Source organism: Nocardioides sp. NPDC059952, assembly GCF_042730435.1.
Taxonomy (GTDB): domain Bacteria; phylum Actinomycetota; class Actinomycetes; order Propionibacteriales; family Nocardioidaceae; genus Nocardioides.
The window spans coordinates 9,576-26,456 of the sequence record NZ_JBHWLY010000025.1; the positions used below are offsets into that span (position 1 = coordinate 9,576).

General features: G+C 67.4%; 15 protein-coding genes. 1 reads left to right on the plus strand and 14 read right to left on the minus strand.

The window, feature by feature from the left end; all coding sequences use genetic code 11:
- Positions 1–88: 88 nt before the first annotated feature.
- The 6 genes from ACFV9G_RS13485 to whiA form a co-directional block, all read right to left on the minus strand.
- Entirely contained in the window at positions 89–448 is a 360-nt protein-coding gene (locus tag ACFV9G_RS13485; RefSeq protein WP_160022595.1) for an RNA polymerase-binding protein RbpA, read from the minus strand.
- A 132-nt stretch (positions 449–580) separates the two neighbouring features.
- Positions 581–811: a preprotein translocase subunit SecG gene (secG, locus tag ACFV9G_RS13490; RefSeq protein WP_008357155.1), complete on the minus strand. Its 231-nt coding sequence runs from the start codon at positions 809–811 to the stop codon at positions 581–583.
- A 43-nt stretch (positions 812–854) separates the two neighbouring features.
- A complete protein-coding gene (gene tpiA, locus ACFV9G_RS13495; protein WP_378727974.1) occupies positions 855–1,664 on the minus strand; it encodes a triose-phosphate isomerase in 810 nt (269 codons plus the stop codon).
- Positions 1,664–2,887: a phosphoglycerate kinase gene (locus tag ACFV9G_RS13500; protein ID WP_378727975.1), complete on the minus strand. Its 1,224-nt coding sequence runs from the start codon at positions 2,885–2,887 to the stop codon at positions 1,664–1,666. The genes tpiA and ACFV9G_RS13500 overlap by 1 nt, the downstream gene beginning before the upstream one ends.
- A 38-nt stretch (positions 2,888–2,925) precedes the next feature.
- Positions 2,926–3,924 carry a type I glyceraldehyde-3-phosphate dehydrogenase gene (gene gap / locus ACFV9G_RS13505; protein WP_378727976.1) on the minus strand — a complete coding sequence of 333 codons (999 nt, stop codon included), beginning with the start codon at positions 3,922–3,924 and terminating at the stop codon, positions 2,926–2,928.
- 184 nt (positions 3,925–4,108) lie between these two features.
- Positions 4,109–5,095 carry a DNA-binding protein WhiA gene (gene whiA / locus ACFV9G_RS13510; protein WP_045547796.1) on the minus strand — a complete coding sequence of 329 codons (987 nt, stop codon included), beginning with the start codon at positions 5,093–5,095 and terminating at the stop codon, positions 4,109–4,111.
- Between the two features lie 179 nt (positions 5,096–5,274).
- On the opposite strand from whiA, the gene ACFV9G_RS13515 reads away from it, so the two are divergent.
- Positions 5,275–5,712, plus strand: a complete 438-nt coding sequence (locus ACFV9G_RS13515; RefSeq protein WP_378727977.1) for a hypothetical protein — start codon at positions 5,275–5,277, stop codon at positions 5,710–5,712.
- A gap of 45 nt (positions 5,713–5,757) precedes the next feature.
- Here ACFV9G_RS13515 and yvcK read toward each other — a convergent pair whose 3' ends face one another.
- The 8 genes from yvcK to ACFV9G_RS13555 all read right to left on the minus strand — a co-directional run bounded on the left by yvcK (position 5,758) and on the right by ACFV9G_RS13555 (position 16,757).
- A complete protein-coding gene (gene yvcK / locus ACFV9G_RS13520) occupies positions 5,758–6,738 on the minus strand; it encodes a uridine diphosphate-N-acetylglucosamine-binding protein YvcK (RefSeq protein ID WP_378727978.1) in 981 nt (326 codons plus the stop codon).
- 2 nt (positions 6,739–6,740) lie between these two features.
- Positions 6,741–7,607, minus strand: a complete 867-nt coding sequence (rapZ, locus tag ACFV9G_RS13525; RefSeq protein WP_091041005.1) for an RNase adapter RapZ — start codon at positions 7,605–7,607, stop codon at positions 6,741–6,743.
- 3 nt (positions 7,608–7,610) lie between these two features.
- Complete coding sequence (gene uvrC, locus ACFV9G_RS13530; RefSeq protein ID WP_378727979.1) at positions 7,611–9,587, minus strand: excinuclease ABC subunit UvrC; 1,977 nt, start codon at positions 9,585–9,587, stop codon at positions 7,611–7,613.
- A gap of 88 nt (positions 9,588–9,675) precedes the next feature.
- Entirely contained in the window at positions 9,676–10,110 is a 435-nt protein-coding gene (locus ACFV9G_RS13535; protein WP_378727980.1) for a hypothetical protein, read from the minus strand.
- Positions 10,111–10,187: 77 nt separating this feature from the next.
- Complete coding sequence (locus tag ACFV9G_RS13540) at positions 10,188–11,981, minus strand: alpha/beta hydrolase (protein WP_378727981.1); 1,794 nt, start codon at positions 11,979–11,981, stop codon at positions 10,188–10,190.
- Positions 11,978–12,283, minus strand: a complete 306-nt coding sequence (locus ACFV9G_RS13545) for a hypothetical protein (protein ID WP_378727982.1) — start codon at positions 12,281–12,283, stop codon at positions 11,978–11,980. The genes ACFV9G_RS13540 and ACFV9G_RS13545 overlap by 4 nt, the downstream gene beginning before the upstream one ends.
- Positions 12,280–12,738, minus strand: a complete 459-nt coding sequence (locus ACFV9G_RS13550; protein WP_378727983.1) for a hypothetical protein — start codon at positions 12,736–12,738, stop codon at positions 12,280–12,282. The genes ACFV9G_RS13545 and ACFV9G_RS13550 overlap by 4 nt, the downstream gene beginning before the upstream one ends.
- Positions 12,739–12,776: 38 nt before the next feature.
- A complete protein-coding gene (locus ACFV9G_RS13555) occupies positions 12,777–16,757 on the minus strand; it encodes a GH92 family glycosyl hydrolase (protein ID WP_378727984.1) in 3,981 nt (1,326 codons plus the stop codon).
- Between the last annotated feature and the right edge of the window lie 124 nt (positions 16,758–16,881).

Sequence of the window (16,881 nt, forward strand, 5' to 3'; positions counted from 1 at the left end):
TCCTCACCACTTTGGGTGCCGTGTCGGCTCGTCTTACCGAGCCGACTCGGCACCGATTCATGTCAGAACGAGCCGACTCGGCGGTGTTTCAGAAGATGATCTCGCCGGACTTGCGGCGGGAGCGGAGCAGGGCGATTGCCTCCTCCAGGATGTCCTCGGCCTCGGCGTCGGAGCGGCGCTCCTTCACGTAGGCGAGGTGGGTCTTGTAAGGCTCGATCTTCGGCGCCGGGGGCGCGTTCTCCTCGTCCAGACCAGCCGGGAGCCCACACTTGGGGCAGTCCCAGGAGTCCGGTGGCGTCGCCTCGACGGCGAAGGTGATGACCGAGCGATGTGCGTTGGTGCAGAAGTAGGTGACGGCCTTCCGCGGCGCAGCCTCGCCGCGCTCCGCCTCACCCATCGGCCCAGCACCGACTCGGGAGCCCCGAATCGCGTTCCCTCCACCTGCCATGGTGCTGCGGTGTCCTCTCTCAACTTAAAGTTCGCAGCCCCGAGAGGCCACTTTGGGGGAATCGGACGGCAAAATCTCCGTCCAGCGTCGATGAGTTTAGACGCTATCGCGCGTGCGCTGAAGGGGAATGGTTCAGTAGGCCATCAGCAGGCCGAGCGCGATCACACAGGCGAACCAGATGACTCCGATGCCGATGGTGAGTCGGTCGAGGTTGCGCTCGACGACCGAAGATCCACCCAGCGAGCTCGAGACACCGCCACCGAACATGTCGGAGAGTCCGCCACCGCGGCCCTTGTGAAGCAGCACGAGCAGGATCATCAGCGCGCTCGCGATGACCAGGATGATGGTGAAGAGAAGTTCCACGTCTGAAATCCTATCTGGAGAGCCCGAAACCTACAGCACTGGCCTAGAGAACTGGCAGGTCGTAGTAGCGCGAGATCGCGGCGAAGTCCTCGACCGAGAGGCTCGCCCCGCCGACCAGCGCCCCATCCACGTCGGCCTCCTGCATCAGCGCGGCCACGTTGTTGGGCTTGACCGAGCCGCCGTAGAGGATGCGTACGCCGGCGGCGATCTCCGCGCCGTAGCTCTTCTCGAGCTGGTCGCGGATGCCGGCGCAGACCTCCTGGGCGTCCTGCGCGGTGGCGGTCTCGCCCGTGCCGATCGCCCAGACCGGCTCGTAGGCGATCACGACCTGGCCGACCTCGGCGTCGGTGAGCCCGGCCAGCGAGCCCTCGACCTGCGCGGTGCAGTGGTCGAGGTGGTTGCCGGCCTGGCGGACGTCGAGACCCTCGCCGACGCACACGATGGGGATCATCTTGTGCTTGAGCGCGATCTTGGCCTTGAGCGCGACGATCTCGTCGGTCTCGCCGTAGTGCTCGCGACGCTCGGAGTGACCCACGATCACGTAGGAGCAGCCGAGCTTGGCCAGCATCGCGGCCGAGACCTCGCCGGTGTAGGCGCCGGACTCCTGGGTCGCGACGTTCTGGGCGCCGTAGGTGATGCGCATCTTGTCGCCGTCGACCAGCGTCTGCACCGAACGGATGTCGGTGAACGGCGGGAAGACCGCCACCTCCACGGCCGCGAAGTCGTGGCGCTTGTCGGAGAGCGTCCAGGCGAGCTTCTGGACCAGGACCACCGCTTCTTGGTGGTTGAGGTTCATCTTCCAGTTGCCGGCGATGAGCGGGGTGCGCCCCGAGGCGGGCTTCTTGGCCGCCATCAGCCCAGTCCCCCGGCCATGGTCGCCTCGTCGAGCACCGCGATGCCCGGAAGAGTCTTGCCCTCCAGGTATTCGAGCGACGCGCCGCCGCCGGTCGAGATGTGACCGAACTGGTCATCGGAGAACCCGAGCTGGCGGATCGCCGCGGCGGAGTCACCACCGCCGACGACCGAGAGGCCGTCGATCGTGGTGAGCGCCTGGGCGACCGCGCGGGTGCCCTCGGCGAAGGCAGCCTGCTCGAAGACGCCCATCGGACCGTTCCAGAAGACCGTCTTCGCGCCCTCGAGCGCGGCGGCGTAGGTCTGCGCCGACTCCGGACCGATGTCGAGCCCGAGCGACTCGGACGGGATCGCGTTGGCCGCGACCACACGGGCGGAGGCCTCGTCGCCGAAGGAGTCGGCGACCACGATGTCGGTCGGCAGCAGGATCTCGACGCCGATCTCCTCGGCGCGCTCGAGGTAGCCGAGCACGGTGAGGATCTGGTCCTCCTCGAGCAGCGACTGGCCCACCTCGTTGCCCTGGGCCTTGAGGAAGGTGAAGACCATGCCACCCCCGATGAGCAGCTTGTCCGCCTTGCCGAGCAGGTTGTCGATCACGCCGAGCTTGTCGGAGACCTTCGAGCCGCCGAGGACGACCACGTAGGGGCGCTCGGGGGTCTCGGTGAGCCGCTTCAGCACGTCGATCTCGGTGGCCACCAGGTCGCCCTGCGCGCTCGGGAGCAGCTTGGCGACCTCGTAGACCGAGGCCTGCTTGCGGTGGACCACGCCGAAGCCGTCGGAGACGAAGGCGTCGGCCAGGGCGGCGAGCTCGGCGGCGAAGGTGGCCCGCTCGATGTCGTCCTTGCTGGTCTCACCGGCGTTGAAGCGTACGTTCTCCAGCACAGCGACCTGACCGTCGGCCAGGCCGCCGACGACCGAGCTGGCGGAGTCGCCGACGGTGTCGGTCGCGAAGGCGACCTCGGCACCGAGCAGCTCGCCGAGGCGGACGGCCACGGGGGCCAGCGAGTAGGCCGGGTCCGGCTCCCCCTTCGGCCGACCGAGGTGGGCGACCACCACGACCCTGGCGCCGGCGTCGGCCAGCGCCTTGATCGTGGGCACCGAGGCACGGATGCGACCGTCGTCGGTGATCGTGGTGCCTTCCAGCGGGACGTTGAGGTCGGAGCGCACGAGAACTCGCTTGCCGGCGACACCCTGCTCGATGAGCTGCGTGAGATTCAGAGACATAACGGGCTAGACACTAACCTGTGAGGACCCTCGCTGGGTCACAGGCTCGCACCAACGTACGCCACCAGGTCGCCGAGCCGGTTGGAGTAGCCCCACTCGTTGTCATACCAGGCCGCCACCTTGACCTGGTTGCCGATCACCTTGGTCAGCGGGGCGTCGAAGATCGAGGACGCCGGGTTGGTCACGATGTCGGAGGAGACGATGGGGTCGGTCGAGTAGACCAGGTACTTCCCGTCGGCGGCCTTCTCCATGATCGCGTTGATCTCCTCGACCGAGGTCTCGCGCGAGGCCTCGAAGGAGAGGTCGACGATCGAGCCGGTCGGGGTGGGCACGCGCAGCGCGTAGCCGTCGAGCTTGCCCTTCAGCTCCGGCAGCACCAGGCCGATCGCCTTGGCGGCTCCGGTCGAGGTGGGCACCACGTTGATCGCGGCGGCGCGGGCGCGGCGCAGGTCCTTGTGGATGTTGTCCTGCAGGTTCTGGTCGGCGGTGTAGGCGTGGACCGTGGTCATCAGGCCCTGGTTGATGCCGATGCCCTCGTGCAGCGCCTTCGCCAGCGGCGCCAGGCAGTTGGTGGTGCAGGACGCGTTGGAGATGACCGTGTGGGCCTCCGGGTCGTAGACGTCCTCGTTGACGCCGAGGACGATGGTGGCGTCCTCGTTCTTCGCCGGGGCGGAGATGATGACCTTCTTCGCGCCGCCGTTGTCGACGTGGGCGCGAGCCTTGGTCGCGTCGGTGAAGAAGCCGGTGGACTCGATCACGACGTCGACACCGAGGTCGGACCACTTGAGGTTGGCCGGGTCGCGCTCTGCGTACGCCTTGATCTCCTTGCCGTCGACGACGATCGCGTCCTCGGTGGCGGACACCTCGGCGTCGAGCGGGCCGAGGATCGAGTCGAACTTCAGCAGCGTCGCGAGGGTTGCATTGTCGCTGAGGTCGTTGACACCGACGATCTCGATGTCGAGGTCGGAGGCGCGCACCGCGCGGAAGAAGTTGCGGCCGATCCGGCCGAACCCGTTGATGCCTACTCGAACTGTCACGTGGACTCCTGGTTCGCGTCGAAAAGATTGTGCGCGGGATCACCCGCTGACGCCGACACTACCCAGCGCCTCTGAACAGCGGGAGACTGGGTTGGATCGTTCCAAAAGACGGACGAGTAGCAAACGGCCCGAGCCCCTCGATCAGTCGAGGGGCTCGGGCCGATTTCCGGAATCTGGAGGCGCCTCAGGCGTCCTCGGCCAGCATCTCCGCGGTCAGCGATGCCTCGGTGTCAGGGATGCCGAGCTCCTCGGCCCGCTTGTCGGCCATCGCCAGCAGACGGCGGATGCGGCCGGCGATGGCGTCCTTGGTCAGCACCGGGTCGTGGAGCTGTCCGAGCTCCTCGAGGGAGGCCTGCTTGTGCTCCAGACGGAGCTTGCCGGCCTGGCGCAGGTGGTCGGGGATGTCCTCGCCGAGGATCTCCAGGGCACGCTCGACGCGGGCCCCGGCGGCGACGGCCGCGCGGGCCGATCGGCGCAGGTTGGCGTCGTCGAAGTTGGCCAGCCGGTTGGCGGTGGCGCGGACCTCGCGGCGCATGCGGCGCTCCTCCCAGGCCATCAGCGACTCGTGGGCGCCCAGGCGGGTCAGCAGCTGACCGATCGCGTCTCCGTCGCGGATGACGACGCGGTCCACGCCGCGTACCTCACGAGGCTTGGCGGAGATGCCGATCCGACGGGCGACGCCGACCAGCGCGAGCGCCGACTCCGAGCCCGGGCAGGTCACCTCCATCGAGGAGGAGCGGCCCGGCTCGGTGAGCGAGCCGTGGGCCAGGAAGGCACCGCGCCAGGCGGCCACCGCGTCGCAGGCCCCGCCCGAGACGACGGCAGGCGGAAGACCCCGCACCGGCCGTCCGCGCTGGTCGAGAAGGCCGGTCTGGCGCGCCAGCGCCTCACCGTCCTTGACCACGCGCACGATGTAACGGCTGCCCTTACGAAGCCCGCTCGCCTGGATGAGAGCCACCTCTGCCTCGTGACCGAAGACGTCGGCGATGTCTCGCTTCAGTCTCCTGGCGGCCAGACCGGTGTCGAGCTCAGCCTCGACCACGATCCTGCCGGCCACGATGTGGATCCCCCCAGCGAACCTCAACGTCGAGGCAACCTCTGCCTTGCGGCAGCATGTCTTGGTGATCTGAGTGGAGGCCAGCTCGGCCTTCACCTGTCCCGTCATCGCCATGGCGAGAGTCTTTCATTGATGTCAACGACCCTCGAATCGGTTCCACGTCAGATCACTCAGTCTGGGGCAGTGCGAGGACGATTCTGCCGATTCGACGACAGGCGTTCGCCCCGTCCTCTAGTTTCCACGTCGTGCCACACGCGAAACCGGTCTCCAGCGACGACTCCCGGCCTTTCGCGATGCTGGTCATCCTCACCATCTGCTGCAGCCCCAGTCCGTTCGGCACCTTCACCTCAGCGTTGGCGACGTCCGACGGAGACTGGTCGAACTGGGCCTACACCGGGATCCAAGCGTTTCTGCTCGGCCTCTGCGTGTGGGGGATCATCAGACACGTACGTTGGCCAACAGGGTCCGCCAGCTCGTGGGACGCGGGCGCGTATGCCGTTCTCGCCATCCTGAATCTGGGCCTTGGAGTCGTGACCTTCCAGGACGGGGCGCCGCCCATGGAGACGCGGCTCGGTACACCGGACTGGGGATACCGACTGGACGCAGGCACGGTCTGCGCCTTCGGTACGACCCTACTGATCCTCGGCATCCGGGAAGTGGTTCGTCTGCGCCGCCAGTCCGATCCAGAGCCCGGGGAAGGACACGATCACGCCGAGCCGCAGTCGACCTGACCCCGCCCGCTCAGGGTGACACCCTCCGGCTCGCACCGGCTGCACTCAGCCCGCCCCGATTACCCTCGCGTAGGCCGCGGCGAGACGCTCCGGGTCGTGACGAGGGGTCCCGTCGTCGACAGCTACGTCCGCGACCTCGACTCGCGCACCGCTCTTCTCGGCCACCCGCGACAGCTCGTCGAGCCCGTCGAGGGAGGAGTCGACGAGGACGGTGTGGATGCGGAGGTCAGGAGCATGGTCGAGGAGGACCGAGAGGTGCTCGGCGGGGCCGAAGCCGGTCGTCTCCCCCGGCTGCTCACCGAGGTTGAGCACGACGACGATCTTCGCGGAGGTGGCGGCCAGGGCCTCGCGCAGCGCGCGGACCATCAGGTGCGGTAGCACCGAGGTGAACCAGGAGCCGGGCCCGAGGAAGACCCACTCCGCCTCCTGGATCGCCTTGACCGCGTCGGGGGCGGCGGGAGGGTTGTCCGGGATCAGCCGGATCGATTCGATGATCCCATCGGTGCTGGCGACCTCGACCTGGCCCTGCACCGAGGTGAGGGCGGCCGGTGAGCCGGGCACCAGGCCGCGTACGTCGGCGACGATGTCCATCGGCACCAGTGCCATCGGCAGGACGCGGCCCTTGGCACCCAGCAGCCGGCCGACCCAGTCGAGGGCCTCGACGTGGTCACCGAGCTGCTCCCACAGCCCCACGATCAGCAGGTTGCCGAGGTTGTGGCCACGCATCTCGCCCTCGCCGGCGAAGCGGTGCTGCAGCACCTTCGCCCAGGTGTCGTCCCAGCGGTCCGCGCCGCACAGCGCGGCGAGCGCCATCCGCAGGTCGCCCGGCGGGAGCACGCCGAACTCGCGCCGCAGCCGGCCGCTCGAGCCGCCGTTGTCGGCGACCGTGACGATCGCGGTGAGCTGGTCGACGGTCAGGTCGTCGACGAGCAGCCGCAGCGCGCTCAGCGACGCATGCAGTCCGTGCCCTCCCCCCAGGGCGACGACGGCCTGGGCATCTGCCCCGGGTCGGTCGGCCCCGGCCACTCTCACTCCCGCCCGAGGTCTCGGTGGATCGCCTTCGCATCCAGGCCCGCATCTCGCAGCCGCCTGGAGATCTCCTCCGCCATCGCCACGCTGCGGTGCTTGCCACCCGTGCACCCGATCGCCACGCGCATGAACCTCTTTCCTTCGTGGAGGTAGCCCTTGGTCACTCCGATGAGCACCGGAACATACCCGCTCAGGAACTCCTCCGCACCAGGGCGCGAGTAGACGTAGGCGGCGACGTCGGGGTTGTCGCGTCCGTTGCCGTCCTTGAGCTCAGGCACCCAGTGCGGGTTGGGCAGGAAACGCATGTCGGCCATGAAGTCGGCGTCGACCGGGATGCCGTACTTGAACCCGAAGCTCACCACCGACACCTTCAGCGTGGTCCGCTCCGGGGTGCCGAACGCCTCCGCGATCCGCGCGGTGAGCTGGTGCACGTTGAGCTGGGTCGTGTCGATGACCAGGTCGGCGGCGCCACGCAGGTTGGCCAGCACGACCCGCTCCCGCTCGAGCGCGTCCAGCAGCCGCTCGTTGCCCCGCTGCATCGGGTGCGGACGCCGAGCGGCCTCCTGCCGGCGGACCAGGGTGTCGTCGGCGGCGTCGAGGAAGACCAGGGTCGTACGCCGCCCGGTGGCTCCCTTCGCCACGATCTCCTCGAGCTCGGCGAAGAAGGACCCGGAACGTACGTCGGTCACGACCGCCACCGGCTGCTCCGGGCCCCGGGCCGCGTCGACCCGCTCGACCACCTGCGGGAGCAGGCTCGGCGGCAGGTTGTCGACGACGTAGTAGCCGAGATCCTCCAGCTCCTTGGCGGCGGTGCTCCGCCCGGCACCGGTCATGCCGGTGATGACGACGACCTCCCCCTTGTGCATGACCTACTCCTCGATGATCTCGCCGGTGGTGACGTTGATGGCGCTAACCTTGCCATTCTTCGCCGTCTGCTCCACAGCGGTCTTGATCGCTGTCGCGGTCGCGGGGCCGATGCCGGGCACCTGGGCGATCTCCTCGACGGTCGCCGCCCGGAGCTTCTTGAGCGAGCCGAAGTGCTTCATCAGCGTCTTGCGGCGCACCTCGCCGAGACCGGGTACGTCATCGAGCAGGCTCTCCACCATCGACTTGCTGCGTCGTCCGCGGTGGTGGGTGATCGCGAACCGGTGCGCCTCGTCGCGGACCCGCTGCAGCAGGTAGAGGCCCTCCGAGCTGCGCGGAAGGATGACCGGGTCCTCCTCCTCGGGCACCCAGACCTCCTCCAGCCGCTTGGCCAGGCCGACGACCGGGATGTCATTGATCCCGAGCTCGACCAGAGCACGCTGAGCCGCGGCCACCTGGGGCGCACCGCCGTCGACGACGACCAGCCCGGGGGCATAGGCGAACTTGCGCGGCCGACCGGTCTCCGGGTCGACCAGCATCGGCCCGTTGGCCCCTTCGACCTCGGTCGACACGATCGACGTGGACTGCTCGTCGAGCAGCCGCTTGAACCGCCGAGTGATCACCTCGTGCATCGCCTTGACGTCGTCGGAGCCGTCCTGGCCCTTGATGATGAAGCGGCGATACTCCGACTTGCGGGCCAGCCCGTCCTCGAAGACCACCATGCTGGCCACGATCTCGGTGCCCTGCAGGTGGGAGATGTCGTAGCACTCGATCCGCAGCGGCACCTCGTCGAGCTCGAGCGCCTCCTGGATCTCCTCCAGCGCCCGGTTGCGGGTGGTCAGGTCACTGGCGCGCTTGGTCTTGTGGAGCGCGAGGGCCTGCTTGGCGTTGTTCTCCACAGTCTCCTGGAGCGTCTTCTTGTCGCCCCGCTGCGGGACCCGGATCCGGACCTTCGCCCTGCGCACGTCGGAGAGGAGCTCCTCGAAGGTCTCGTGCTCCGGCGGCAGCGCGGGGACCAGGATCTCGCGCGGGATGGCCTCGGCGTCTTCGCCGGCGTAGAGCTGGAGCAGGAAGTGCTCGACCAGGCCGGCGGTGTCGGCCTCGTCCATCCGGTCAGCGACCCAGCCGCGCTGGCCCTTGATGCGGCCGCCGCGTACGTAGAAGATCTGGACGCCGACCTCGAGCGGGTCCTCGGCCAGGGCGATCACGTCGGCGTCCGCGCCGTCGCCGAGCACCACGGCCTGCTTCTCCAGGGCACGCTGCATCGCGGCGAGGTCGTCACGCAGCCGCGCGGCCTTCTCGAAGTCGAGAGCCTCGGAGGCGGCGTACATCTCCTTCTCGATCCGCTTGGTGAAGGTCGAGGTGTGACCGGCCATGAAGTCGCAGAAGTCGTCGACGATCTCGCGGTGCTCCTCGGCGGAGATGTTGCCGACGCAGGGCGCGGTGCACTTGTCGATGTAACCGAGCAGGCAGGGGCGGCCGATCTGCTGGGAGCGTTTGAAGACGCCGTTGGAGCAGCTCCGCATGGGGAAGACGCGCAGCAGGATGTCGACGGTCTCGCGGATCGCCCAGGCGTGGCCGTAGGGGCCGAAGTAGCGGGTGCCCTTGCGCTTGGCGCCGCGGCCGACCATGACCCGCGGGAAGTCCTCGGAGACGGTGACCGCGAGCCACGGGTAGGACTTGTCGTCGCGGTACTTCACGTTGAACCGCGGGTCGAACTCCTTGATCCAGGTGTATTCGAGCTGGAGCGCCTCGATGTCGTTGTTGACCACGGTCCACTCGACACTGGCCGCGGTGGTGACCATGGTCGCCGTACGTGGGTGCAGCGACGGGATCGGCTGGAAGTAGTTCGCGAGCCGCTGACGCAGGTTGATCGCCTTGCCGACATAGATCACCCGCCCCTTGGGATCGCGGAACCGGTAGACCCCGGGCTGGGTGGGGATGTCTCCAGCTTTGGGGCGATAGCTCTGCGGATCAGGCACGTCCGCCAGCCTATCGGCGAGCGCCGACATCGATGACAGCGATCGCCCCAGGGTCACGCCCTGGGTCACGCCGTGGCGCTACCGGCATCTACTCGAGGTCGACAGGCTCGTCATTCGTGTACCCATCCCAGTTGTGGATGTCCTTCTGGTCGATGTCTACGTCGGGGCTGAACACCGTGAACCGCACCGTCTCAGCGTTCACGTCGTATGTAGTGATCTCGGCAATCATGTTGCGATACCGGATCCGAAGCGTCGATCCGTCGATGACCGGATCGAACTCTTTGAGCGCAACAGCCAAACTGCTTTTCGGATCAGGAGCTGCGGTGACGAAATTTCCAAGAACCTCGTAGCGGTAGCTCGCATAGTGGCTGGATACTCCCGGCGTGTCGACCCCTCGGTATCCGCCGGATGCATCGACGGAATCAAAGCCGATGCTCTGCTCGGTCAGCGCAACAATCTCGGCCGTCCACTCCTGCGTGTCATCGCGGTGCTGCTCTAGCGCTGCGTATGTCTCTTCATCCACGGAGCCGCATCCTCCAAGGATCATCATTGTCACGACGGCCAAGATTGCCGAAAGTAGTCTCGCCATTTCGTTTCGTCTCACTGCGGATGCTTCTCGGTGTCGGGAGTGGTCGGAGTACGGTCGGCTTCGGGATCCGTAGGCGTACGCCACCACGGGTCATGGACGTGGTCGGCTCGGGCAACTTCGCCATACTGGCCGTTGACGATGTGAGCGATGTTGGACAGGGACTCGGTGCCTTGGTCAAAGTACTTGGTGTGATCGCCGATGATGCCGGTCTCGCCGCGCGTAGTGCTCTCCGCCTGAAATCGGATCGCACCGAAGTCGTCTTCGGCCGGGTTGCGCCCCATGCCGATATCACCGGTCGGCAGCAGACCCCCGAGTGGTCCGGCGAGGCCCCCACCGAGGATCGGTCCCGGGCTTACTCGGCCCTGGTCCCCGAGATCTGCCACTGGGTCCTCGCTGTTGGCACCGACCCAGACATGACCGTCCCCGACGCCGAAATCGCCGGCGGTCGACGCGTTGTCGCCAGCGCCGGGGCTGCCGGCAAGGACCACGTCGTCGACATCCGGGGAATGGTCGGTCATTGCGTGTGACAGCGTGGTGGACCCGTAACTGTGTCCGATTGCGGTGAGATGGAAGTCGTCATCGCGCATCGCGTTCAAACCGTTGAATGTGTCCGCGAGACGCCTCCCACCTTCCTTCGCCATGTCTTCGCGCGAAACGCCTGGAGAGTCGCCGTCATCCGGTGCGTCATAGCCCATCCAGAACATCGAGGCGTTGCTGTTGCCGCCTTCGAAGGAGGTTGCCTGCTGGACGTTCACGGCATCCTCAGCAAGGTTCGGGGCTGAACCGCCATCGTTGGTCAGGCCCGGCGTGATCGTCGAGACGTTCTTCGCCGTGTCGAGGTCGCCTACCGCCATCGCGACCGCACCATCACCGTCGAAGGCCGCTGGGTCGTAAGCATAGATCTGCGCCACGTAGGGCTCGTTGGAAGCAGGGTCGATCGTACCGTTGATGTACTTGCGCGCATCGTCGGCAGCGACCGCGTTTTCGAACGCCGCCTGTTCCTCGTCGGTCCGGACACCAGCAGGGATTTGGCCGAATTCCACGAGGTCTCGGTCGAGCGAGATCGTGTTCGCCTCATGGCGGGCGGCGGCGGGGATGCCGTCGGTATTACCGACGATCTCGGGGTAGGCAGCGGTCATGGCCTCGCGCTGCTCTTCGGTCAGGCCGTCCCACCACGACTTGATCGCCTTGGGGTCCTTGTCCGGCGGCATGGATGCCTTGGCCGCATCTGCTGGGTCCGCGGCACCTGCGTACTTGCTGTTGACCTGATCCTCGGTCATCAGCCGCCGCAACACAGCGGCCGCCTTCTCCTCGCTGGCGGTGAGGTCTTCGGCCCACCTGCCCTTGTCGTGCTCATAGGTCTGCACCCTGTTCGTGCAGCGCTCGCACTCGAGCTGAAGCTCGCGCAGCTCGGCCTCATCGGTCGGCATCGGACTTGTTCGAGCAGTGACGCGATCGATGTCCCGAACGAGTTGCGCGCGGTCGGCGGCGAGGTCGCCGTGACGCTGTTTGAGCGAGACCAGGTCATCGCCATGAGTCATGAGCGCGACGGCGGCCTCACGCAGCGCCAACGAGCAGGCATCGGCGTGCTCGCCGATAGGACCCAGACCTTCCATGTACGCCACCGAGGACACCCCGTCGCGAAGGCCAGAGTCCTTGGCCCCATGAGCAACGAACGAGCCGTGGTCGTCGAAGATCGACGAGGCGGTACGCAGCTTGTTGCCCTCCGCCTCGACCTTCGCGGCGTCGGCTTTGAAATCTGGCACCTCACCAGGCGTCGGCGGGAGCAGGATCGTGATCGTCATCGAAGCTCCTCGATCCTTCGGCCCTGCATGTCGGCGCGGGGACCGACCCCGAGGTCCTGGGTCTGGATCTCGTTGCCGGCTGAGCGGAGTCCGTCAGCTTGGCCCTCGGCGGTACGCGCGGCGTCCTTGGCCAGATTGGTCCAGGACTCCCCGAACCGGGCGACGACCCCGGCCAATGCTGGCGTGCATCCGCCCCCGGTGACATCGCTGATCTCGTCGGCGGCAGATATGAGGTTGAGATTCTCCGTGTCCCAAGCGGTCGCCGTCTTCTGCACCTTCTCCGGATCGACATGGATGCTCAAGAGCCCACCTGGACCAGATCTCGCGCCGCGATGGCGCGTCCTGAGACCGTGATCGACAGGTGGCCGTGTCGCGACGACCAGAACCCGACGATGTCGGCATCACCGCTGCGCGCCGTCCAACGGTGAAACGCCTTGACCTCGAGGCGCGACTCCCAGCGAGCCTCGGCGAACGCCTGCCTCAGTCGCTCCAATGTGGCTGCCCCGTCAGGCAGATCGGCCGACACCTCGGCTCGGCGACGTACATCATTGTGTGACACCGGTTCCCATCGCGGTTCCGCGACCACAGCCCCCGGGATACGGGGAACGATGGCCGCGACCGCGGCATCCACCACCTCCACCGACGCGGCGACATCCTCGGCACTAGCGCGCCGCGCCGGTGGTTCCACTGGTGGCAGGATCACCAGGTCGATGTCAGGACGCCGTCGACGCACCTCATTGAAGAACGGCTCCTCCACGACGCAACCTCCCGAGATTCGGCCTGAAGGCCTCGATCCTAACCGAGCAGCTCCACCTCCGAGAGGTTGATCTGCTCGTCGGCCGAGCCGGTGAACTCGATCCGGATGCGGCTGAACTTCGACGCCGACTCGAGCTTGAACGGCCGGGTGGCCTGCTGCCAGTCGAACTTCTCACCCGAGCGCCGGTCGAGGACCTTCCAGTCGGTGCCGTCGTTGGAGCCCTTGACGACCCAGCCGCTCGGCGAGCCACCTTCGGCGCCGTTGGTGAGGGTGTAGAAGGACACCGGCACCTTGGTCCCCGAGAACTGGTACTCCACCCACCCGTCACCGGCCACGGTCGTCTGCGTCCCGGAGTCGTTGTCGACCAGCGTCTCGCCGTCGCTGCCGCTGGCCGACACGATGCCCTTGCCGGCACCGGACTTGTCGGCGAGAGGCGTGGCCGGCTCCGAGCCGGTGGTCAGCGACGGCGGGACGGCGCTGGGCGAGGTGCCCCAGCGGGACGGCTTCGAGCCCATGTCGAACTCGATGGTGCCGCCGTCGACGAGCTCCTGGTGGGCGACGTACGTCTTGTCCCACCTCTTGCCGTCGATCTTGACGCCCTGGACGTAGATGTTCCTGTTGCTGTTCTTCGGTGCCTTGATCACCAGGTCCTTGCCACCCTCGAGGTGGAGGGTGGCTTTGGTGAACTGCGGCGAGCCGAGCACGAGGTTCTCGCTGCCCATCTGGAGCGGGTAGAGGCCCAGGGAGGCGAAGAGGTACCACGCCGAGGTCTCGCCGTTGTCCTCGTCACCGGCGTAGCCCTGCCCGATCTCGGAGCCGGTGTACATCCGGCGCAGCGTCTCGCGGGCGACCTCCTGCGTCTTCCAGGGTTGGCCGGTGTAGCTGTACATCCACGGGATGTGGTGGCTGACCTGGTTGGAGAAGCCCCACTGCCCCATGCGTACGTCGCGGGCCTCACGGATCTCGTGGATGATGCCGCCGTAGGAGCCCGGGTACTCCCCCGTCTCCGGCGTGGAGAAGAAGGTGTCCAGCTTCTTCGCGAGCCCGCCGCGACCGCCGTAGAGGTTGGCCAGGCCCTGGCCGTCCTGCGGGGTGTGGAACGCGAAGTTCCATCCGTTGGTCTCGGTGTAGTCGTGGTCGCTGCCCCACACCAGCGGGTTGTAGTCCGCCGGCGACTTCTTGAAGGTGCCGTCGGCGTTGCGGCCCTGGAAGAAGCCCACCTTGGTGTCGAAGGTGTTGACGTAGTTGCGGGCCCGGCTGAGGAAGTACTCCGACTCCTCTCGCAGCCGCTTCCGCTCGGCGGCGGAGATCCCGTCGCGCCGGGCGAGCTTCGCGGCCATGTTTCCGACGCCGTAGTCGTTGATGTAGCCCTCGAGCCCCCAGGAGACGCCCTCGCTCACGGCCGCCGGGGTGTAGCCGAGGAACACCGAGGTCTGCATGCCCTTGCGGCCGACGTTGGAGTTGGTCGCGGAGCCCGGAGGCCGGACGGTGGCGTTCTTCACCGCGGCCGCATAGGCGGCCTCGGCGTCGATCCCCTTCACCCCCTTGACGTAGGCGTCGGCGAAGGAGACGTCCGAGCTGGTGCCGGTCATCAGGTTGGCGTAGCCCGGCGAGGACCAGCGCGAGATCCAGCCGTTGTCCTTGTACTGCTGCACGAAGCCGTTGACCATCTCGGCCGCCTGGCTCGGCTCCAGGAGCGAGTAGGCCGCCCAGGTGGTGCGGTAGGTGTCCCAGAAGCCGTTGTTCACATAGACCTTGCCGTCCACGATGTCGGCTCCGGTATGGGTAGGCGTGGTGCCAGGCGGGTTGGTGTCACCGGAGGTCGACTGGACGGCGTGCTTCCAGACCGGCTCGTCGGCGGTGCCGGTGTTCTCGTGGCCCGAGTTGGGGTAGAGGAAGAGCCGGGCGAGGTTGGAGTAGACGGTCGTCTTCTGGTCCTTGGTCGCGCCCTGGATGTCGAGGACGTCGAGCTTGTCCTGCCACAGCGCCTTGGCGTCGTCCTTGACCGTCTCGAAGTCGTCGTCGGCGATCTCGAGCTCCAGGTTCTTCCGGGCCTGGTCGACGCCGATCAGGCTGGTGGCGATGCGCATCGTCACCGTCCTGTCCGCACCGGCGTCGAACTCGAGGTGACCCTGTACGTTCGGGCGCTCGCCGGTGGCGTACTTGCCGCCGCCGGTGACGGGCTGGTCGAAGGTCGCGTAGACGTACATCCGGGTGGCGCCGTTCGACAGACCGCTGCGGGTGTCGGTGAAGCCCTGCAGGGTCCCGGCCGCCGGGTCGAGCGTCAGCCCGCCGTCGTTGTTGACGTTGTCGAACACCAGTTTCGCGGAGTCGCCGGGGTAGGTGAACCGGAACATCGCCGCGTGGTCGGTCGGTGCGATCTCGGCTCGCTGGCCGTTGTCGAAGTCGACCTTGTAGTAGTAGGGCCGCGCGGTCTCGTTGGCGTGCTCGAAGGTGAGCCTGCGCGCGTTGCGGCCCGGGTCGGGGGTGCCCTCGGCGGCCGACGGCATCACCTGGAACGTCTGCCGGTCGCCCATCCACGGGCTGGTCTCGTGGCTCAGCGTCAGCGCCTGCAGGCTGGTCCGGTTCTGCGCGTCGTTGTCCTGGTGGTAGCGGTAGAACCACGACAGCGAGCCCGCGTTGGTCATCGGCGCCCAGAAGTTGAAGCCGTGCGGGACCGCTGTCGCCGGGATGTTGTTGCCTCGCGAGAAGCTGCCGCTCGACTGGGTGCCGCGGGTGGTGACGGCGTAGTCGACGCGGCTGGTCACCTGCGGTTCATCCGGGGAGGCGGTGATCGCGATGTCGTCGTACCAGCCACGGAACTTCGTCGGGCCGCTCGGGGCATCGACGGCGACCAGGATCCGGTCGATCGTCTTTCCGGCCGCGACCTCGCCGATGACGGAGGTCTTCTTGTTCCACTGGTTGGTGTAGAGCGACTTCGACTCGCCCTGGCCCTCCGGGGACAGTACGTAGCCCTGCGCGTCGAGGGCGCCCAGCTCCGAGAGCAGGGTGCCGTCGGTGAAGGCCAGGTCCACGGCCGTGTAGGTGCTCGGGTAGCTCAGATCACCCTCGATGAACTCCGGGAAGACCAGGTAGGACAGCTCGGTCTGCTTTCCGACCGGGATGTCCACGTCGAAGACCCGGTTGTAGGAATGACCCTTGTCCGCGGTGATCTTGCCGGCGTACTCGAAGGCGTGCACGCCGGTGAAGCCGACCTTCGACTTCGCCGCGTACGCCGAGGCGGGGCCGTCGTCGGGGTGGCTGGTCATGTTCTTCAGCGGCGGCGGGGGCTCGGAGCCGTCGGAGAGCTGCCACTCGGCGAGCTGGATGAGGCCGCCGCTCTGGTTGGCGGAGATGTCGATGCGGTAGTAGGAGTACGCCTGCGGCGACGCGATCTCGAACTCTCGCGTCTGGAAGCGCTCGTCCCAGGACTGGCCGGTACGGGTGTCGACGGTGGTCCAGGCCTGACCGTCGATGGAGCCCTGGACCACCCAGTCCTTGGGGTCGCGCTCGGCGGCGTCGTTGGCCGAGGTCAGGGCGTACTTCACGACGCTGACGGGCTGGTCGAGCTCGATCTGCACCCAGCCGGTGGTCGCGAAGGTGAGCCACTTGGTGTTGATGTCGCCGTCGACGAGCTCGGCGGCCCCCTCGCCCGAGCCGGTGTTCTCTCCGCTGGCGGTGACGCCGGTGATGTGCTCGGAGATGTCGCCGGGGATGCCGAAGGGGTCGGGTCCGGTGACGCCCGCGGTGCGGGGGTCACCGTCGTCATCGGTGTCGACGAGGTCGGCCCAGGTGGGCTGCGGATCGTCCTCCTCGAACGAGGTCGCCCAGTCACCGCCCTCGGCGGCCCGCTGGGGGTCGGCGGTGTCGCTCTTCGGAGCCGAGGGCTCAGGTGCCTCCGGCGTCGCGAGCGCGGGTGCGGTGCCGCTCATCGCGACCATCAGCGCCGCCGTCGCGGCGATCATCGCGGCCAGGCGGGCCCGGCCTCTCGTTCTGCGTGGTACGTCCCAACGATGCATCGGTGTGATCTCCTTCACATGGGGGCCATCCCAGATGGAACCGTGAGATGACAACGTTGTCAACGACGTTTGGGAAGGATTTACGCGCACACGCCGTGGAATCCCGGCTCTCTGTGCCGACACA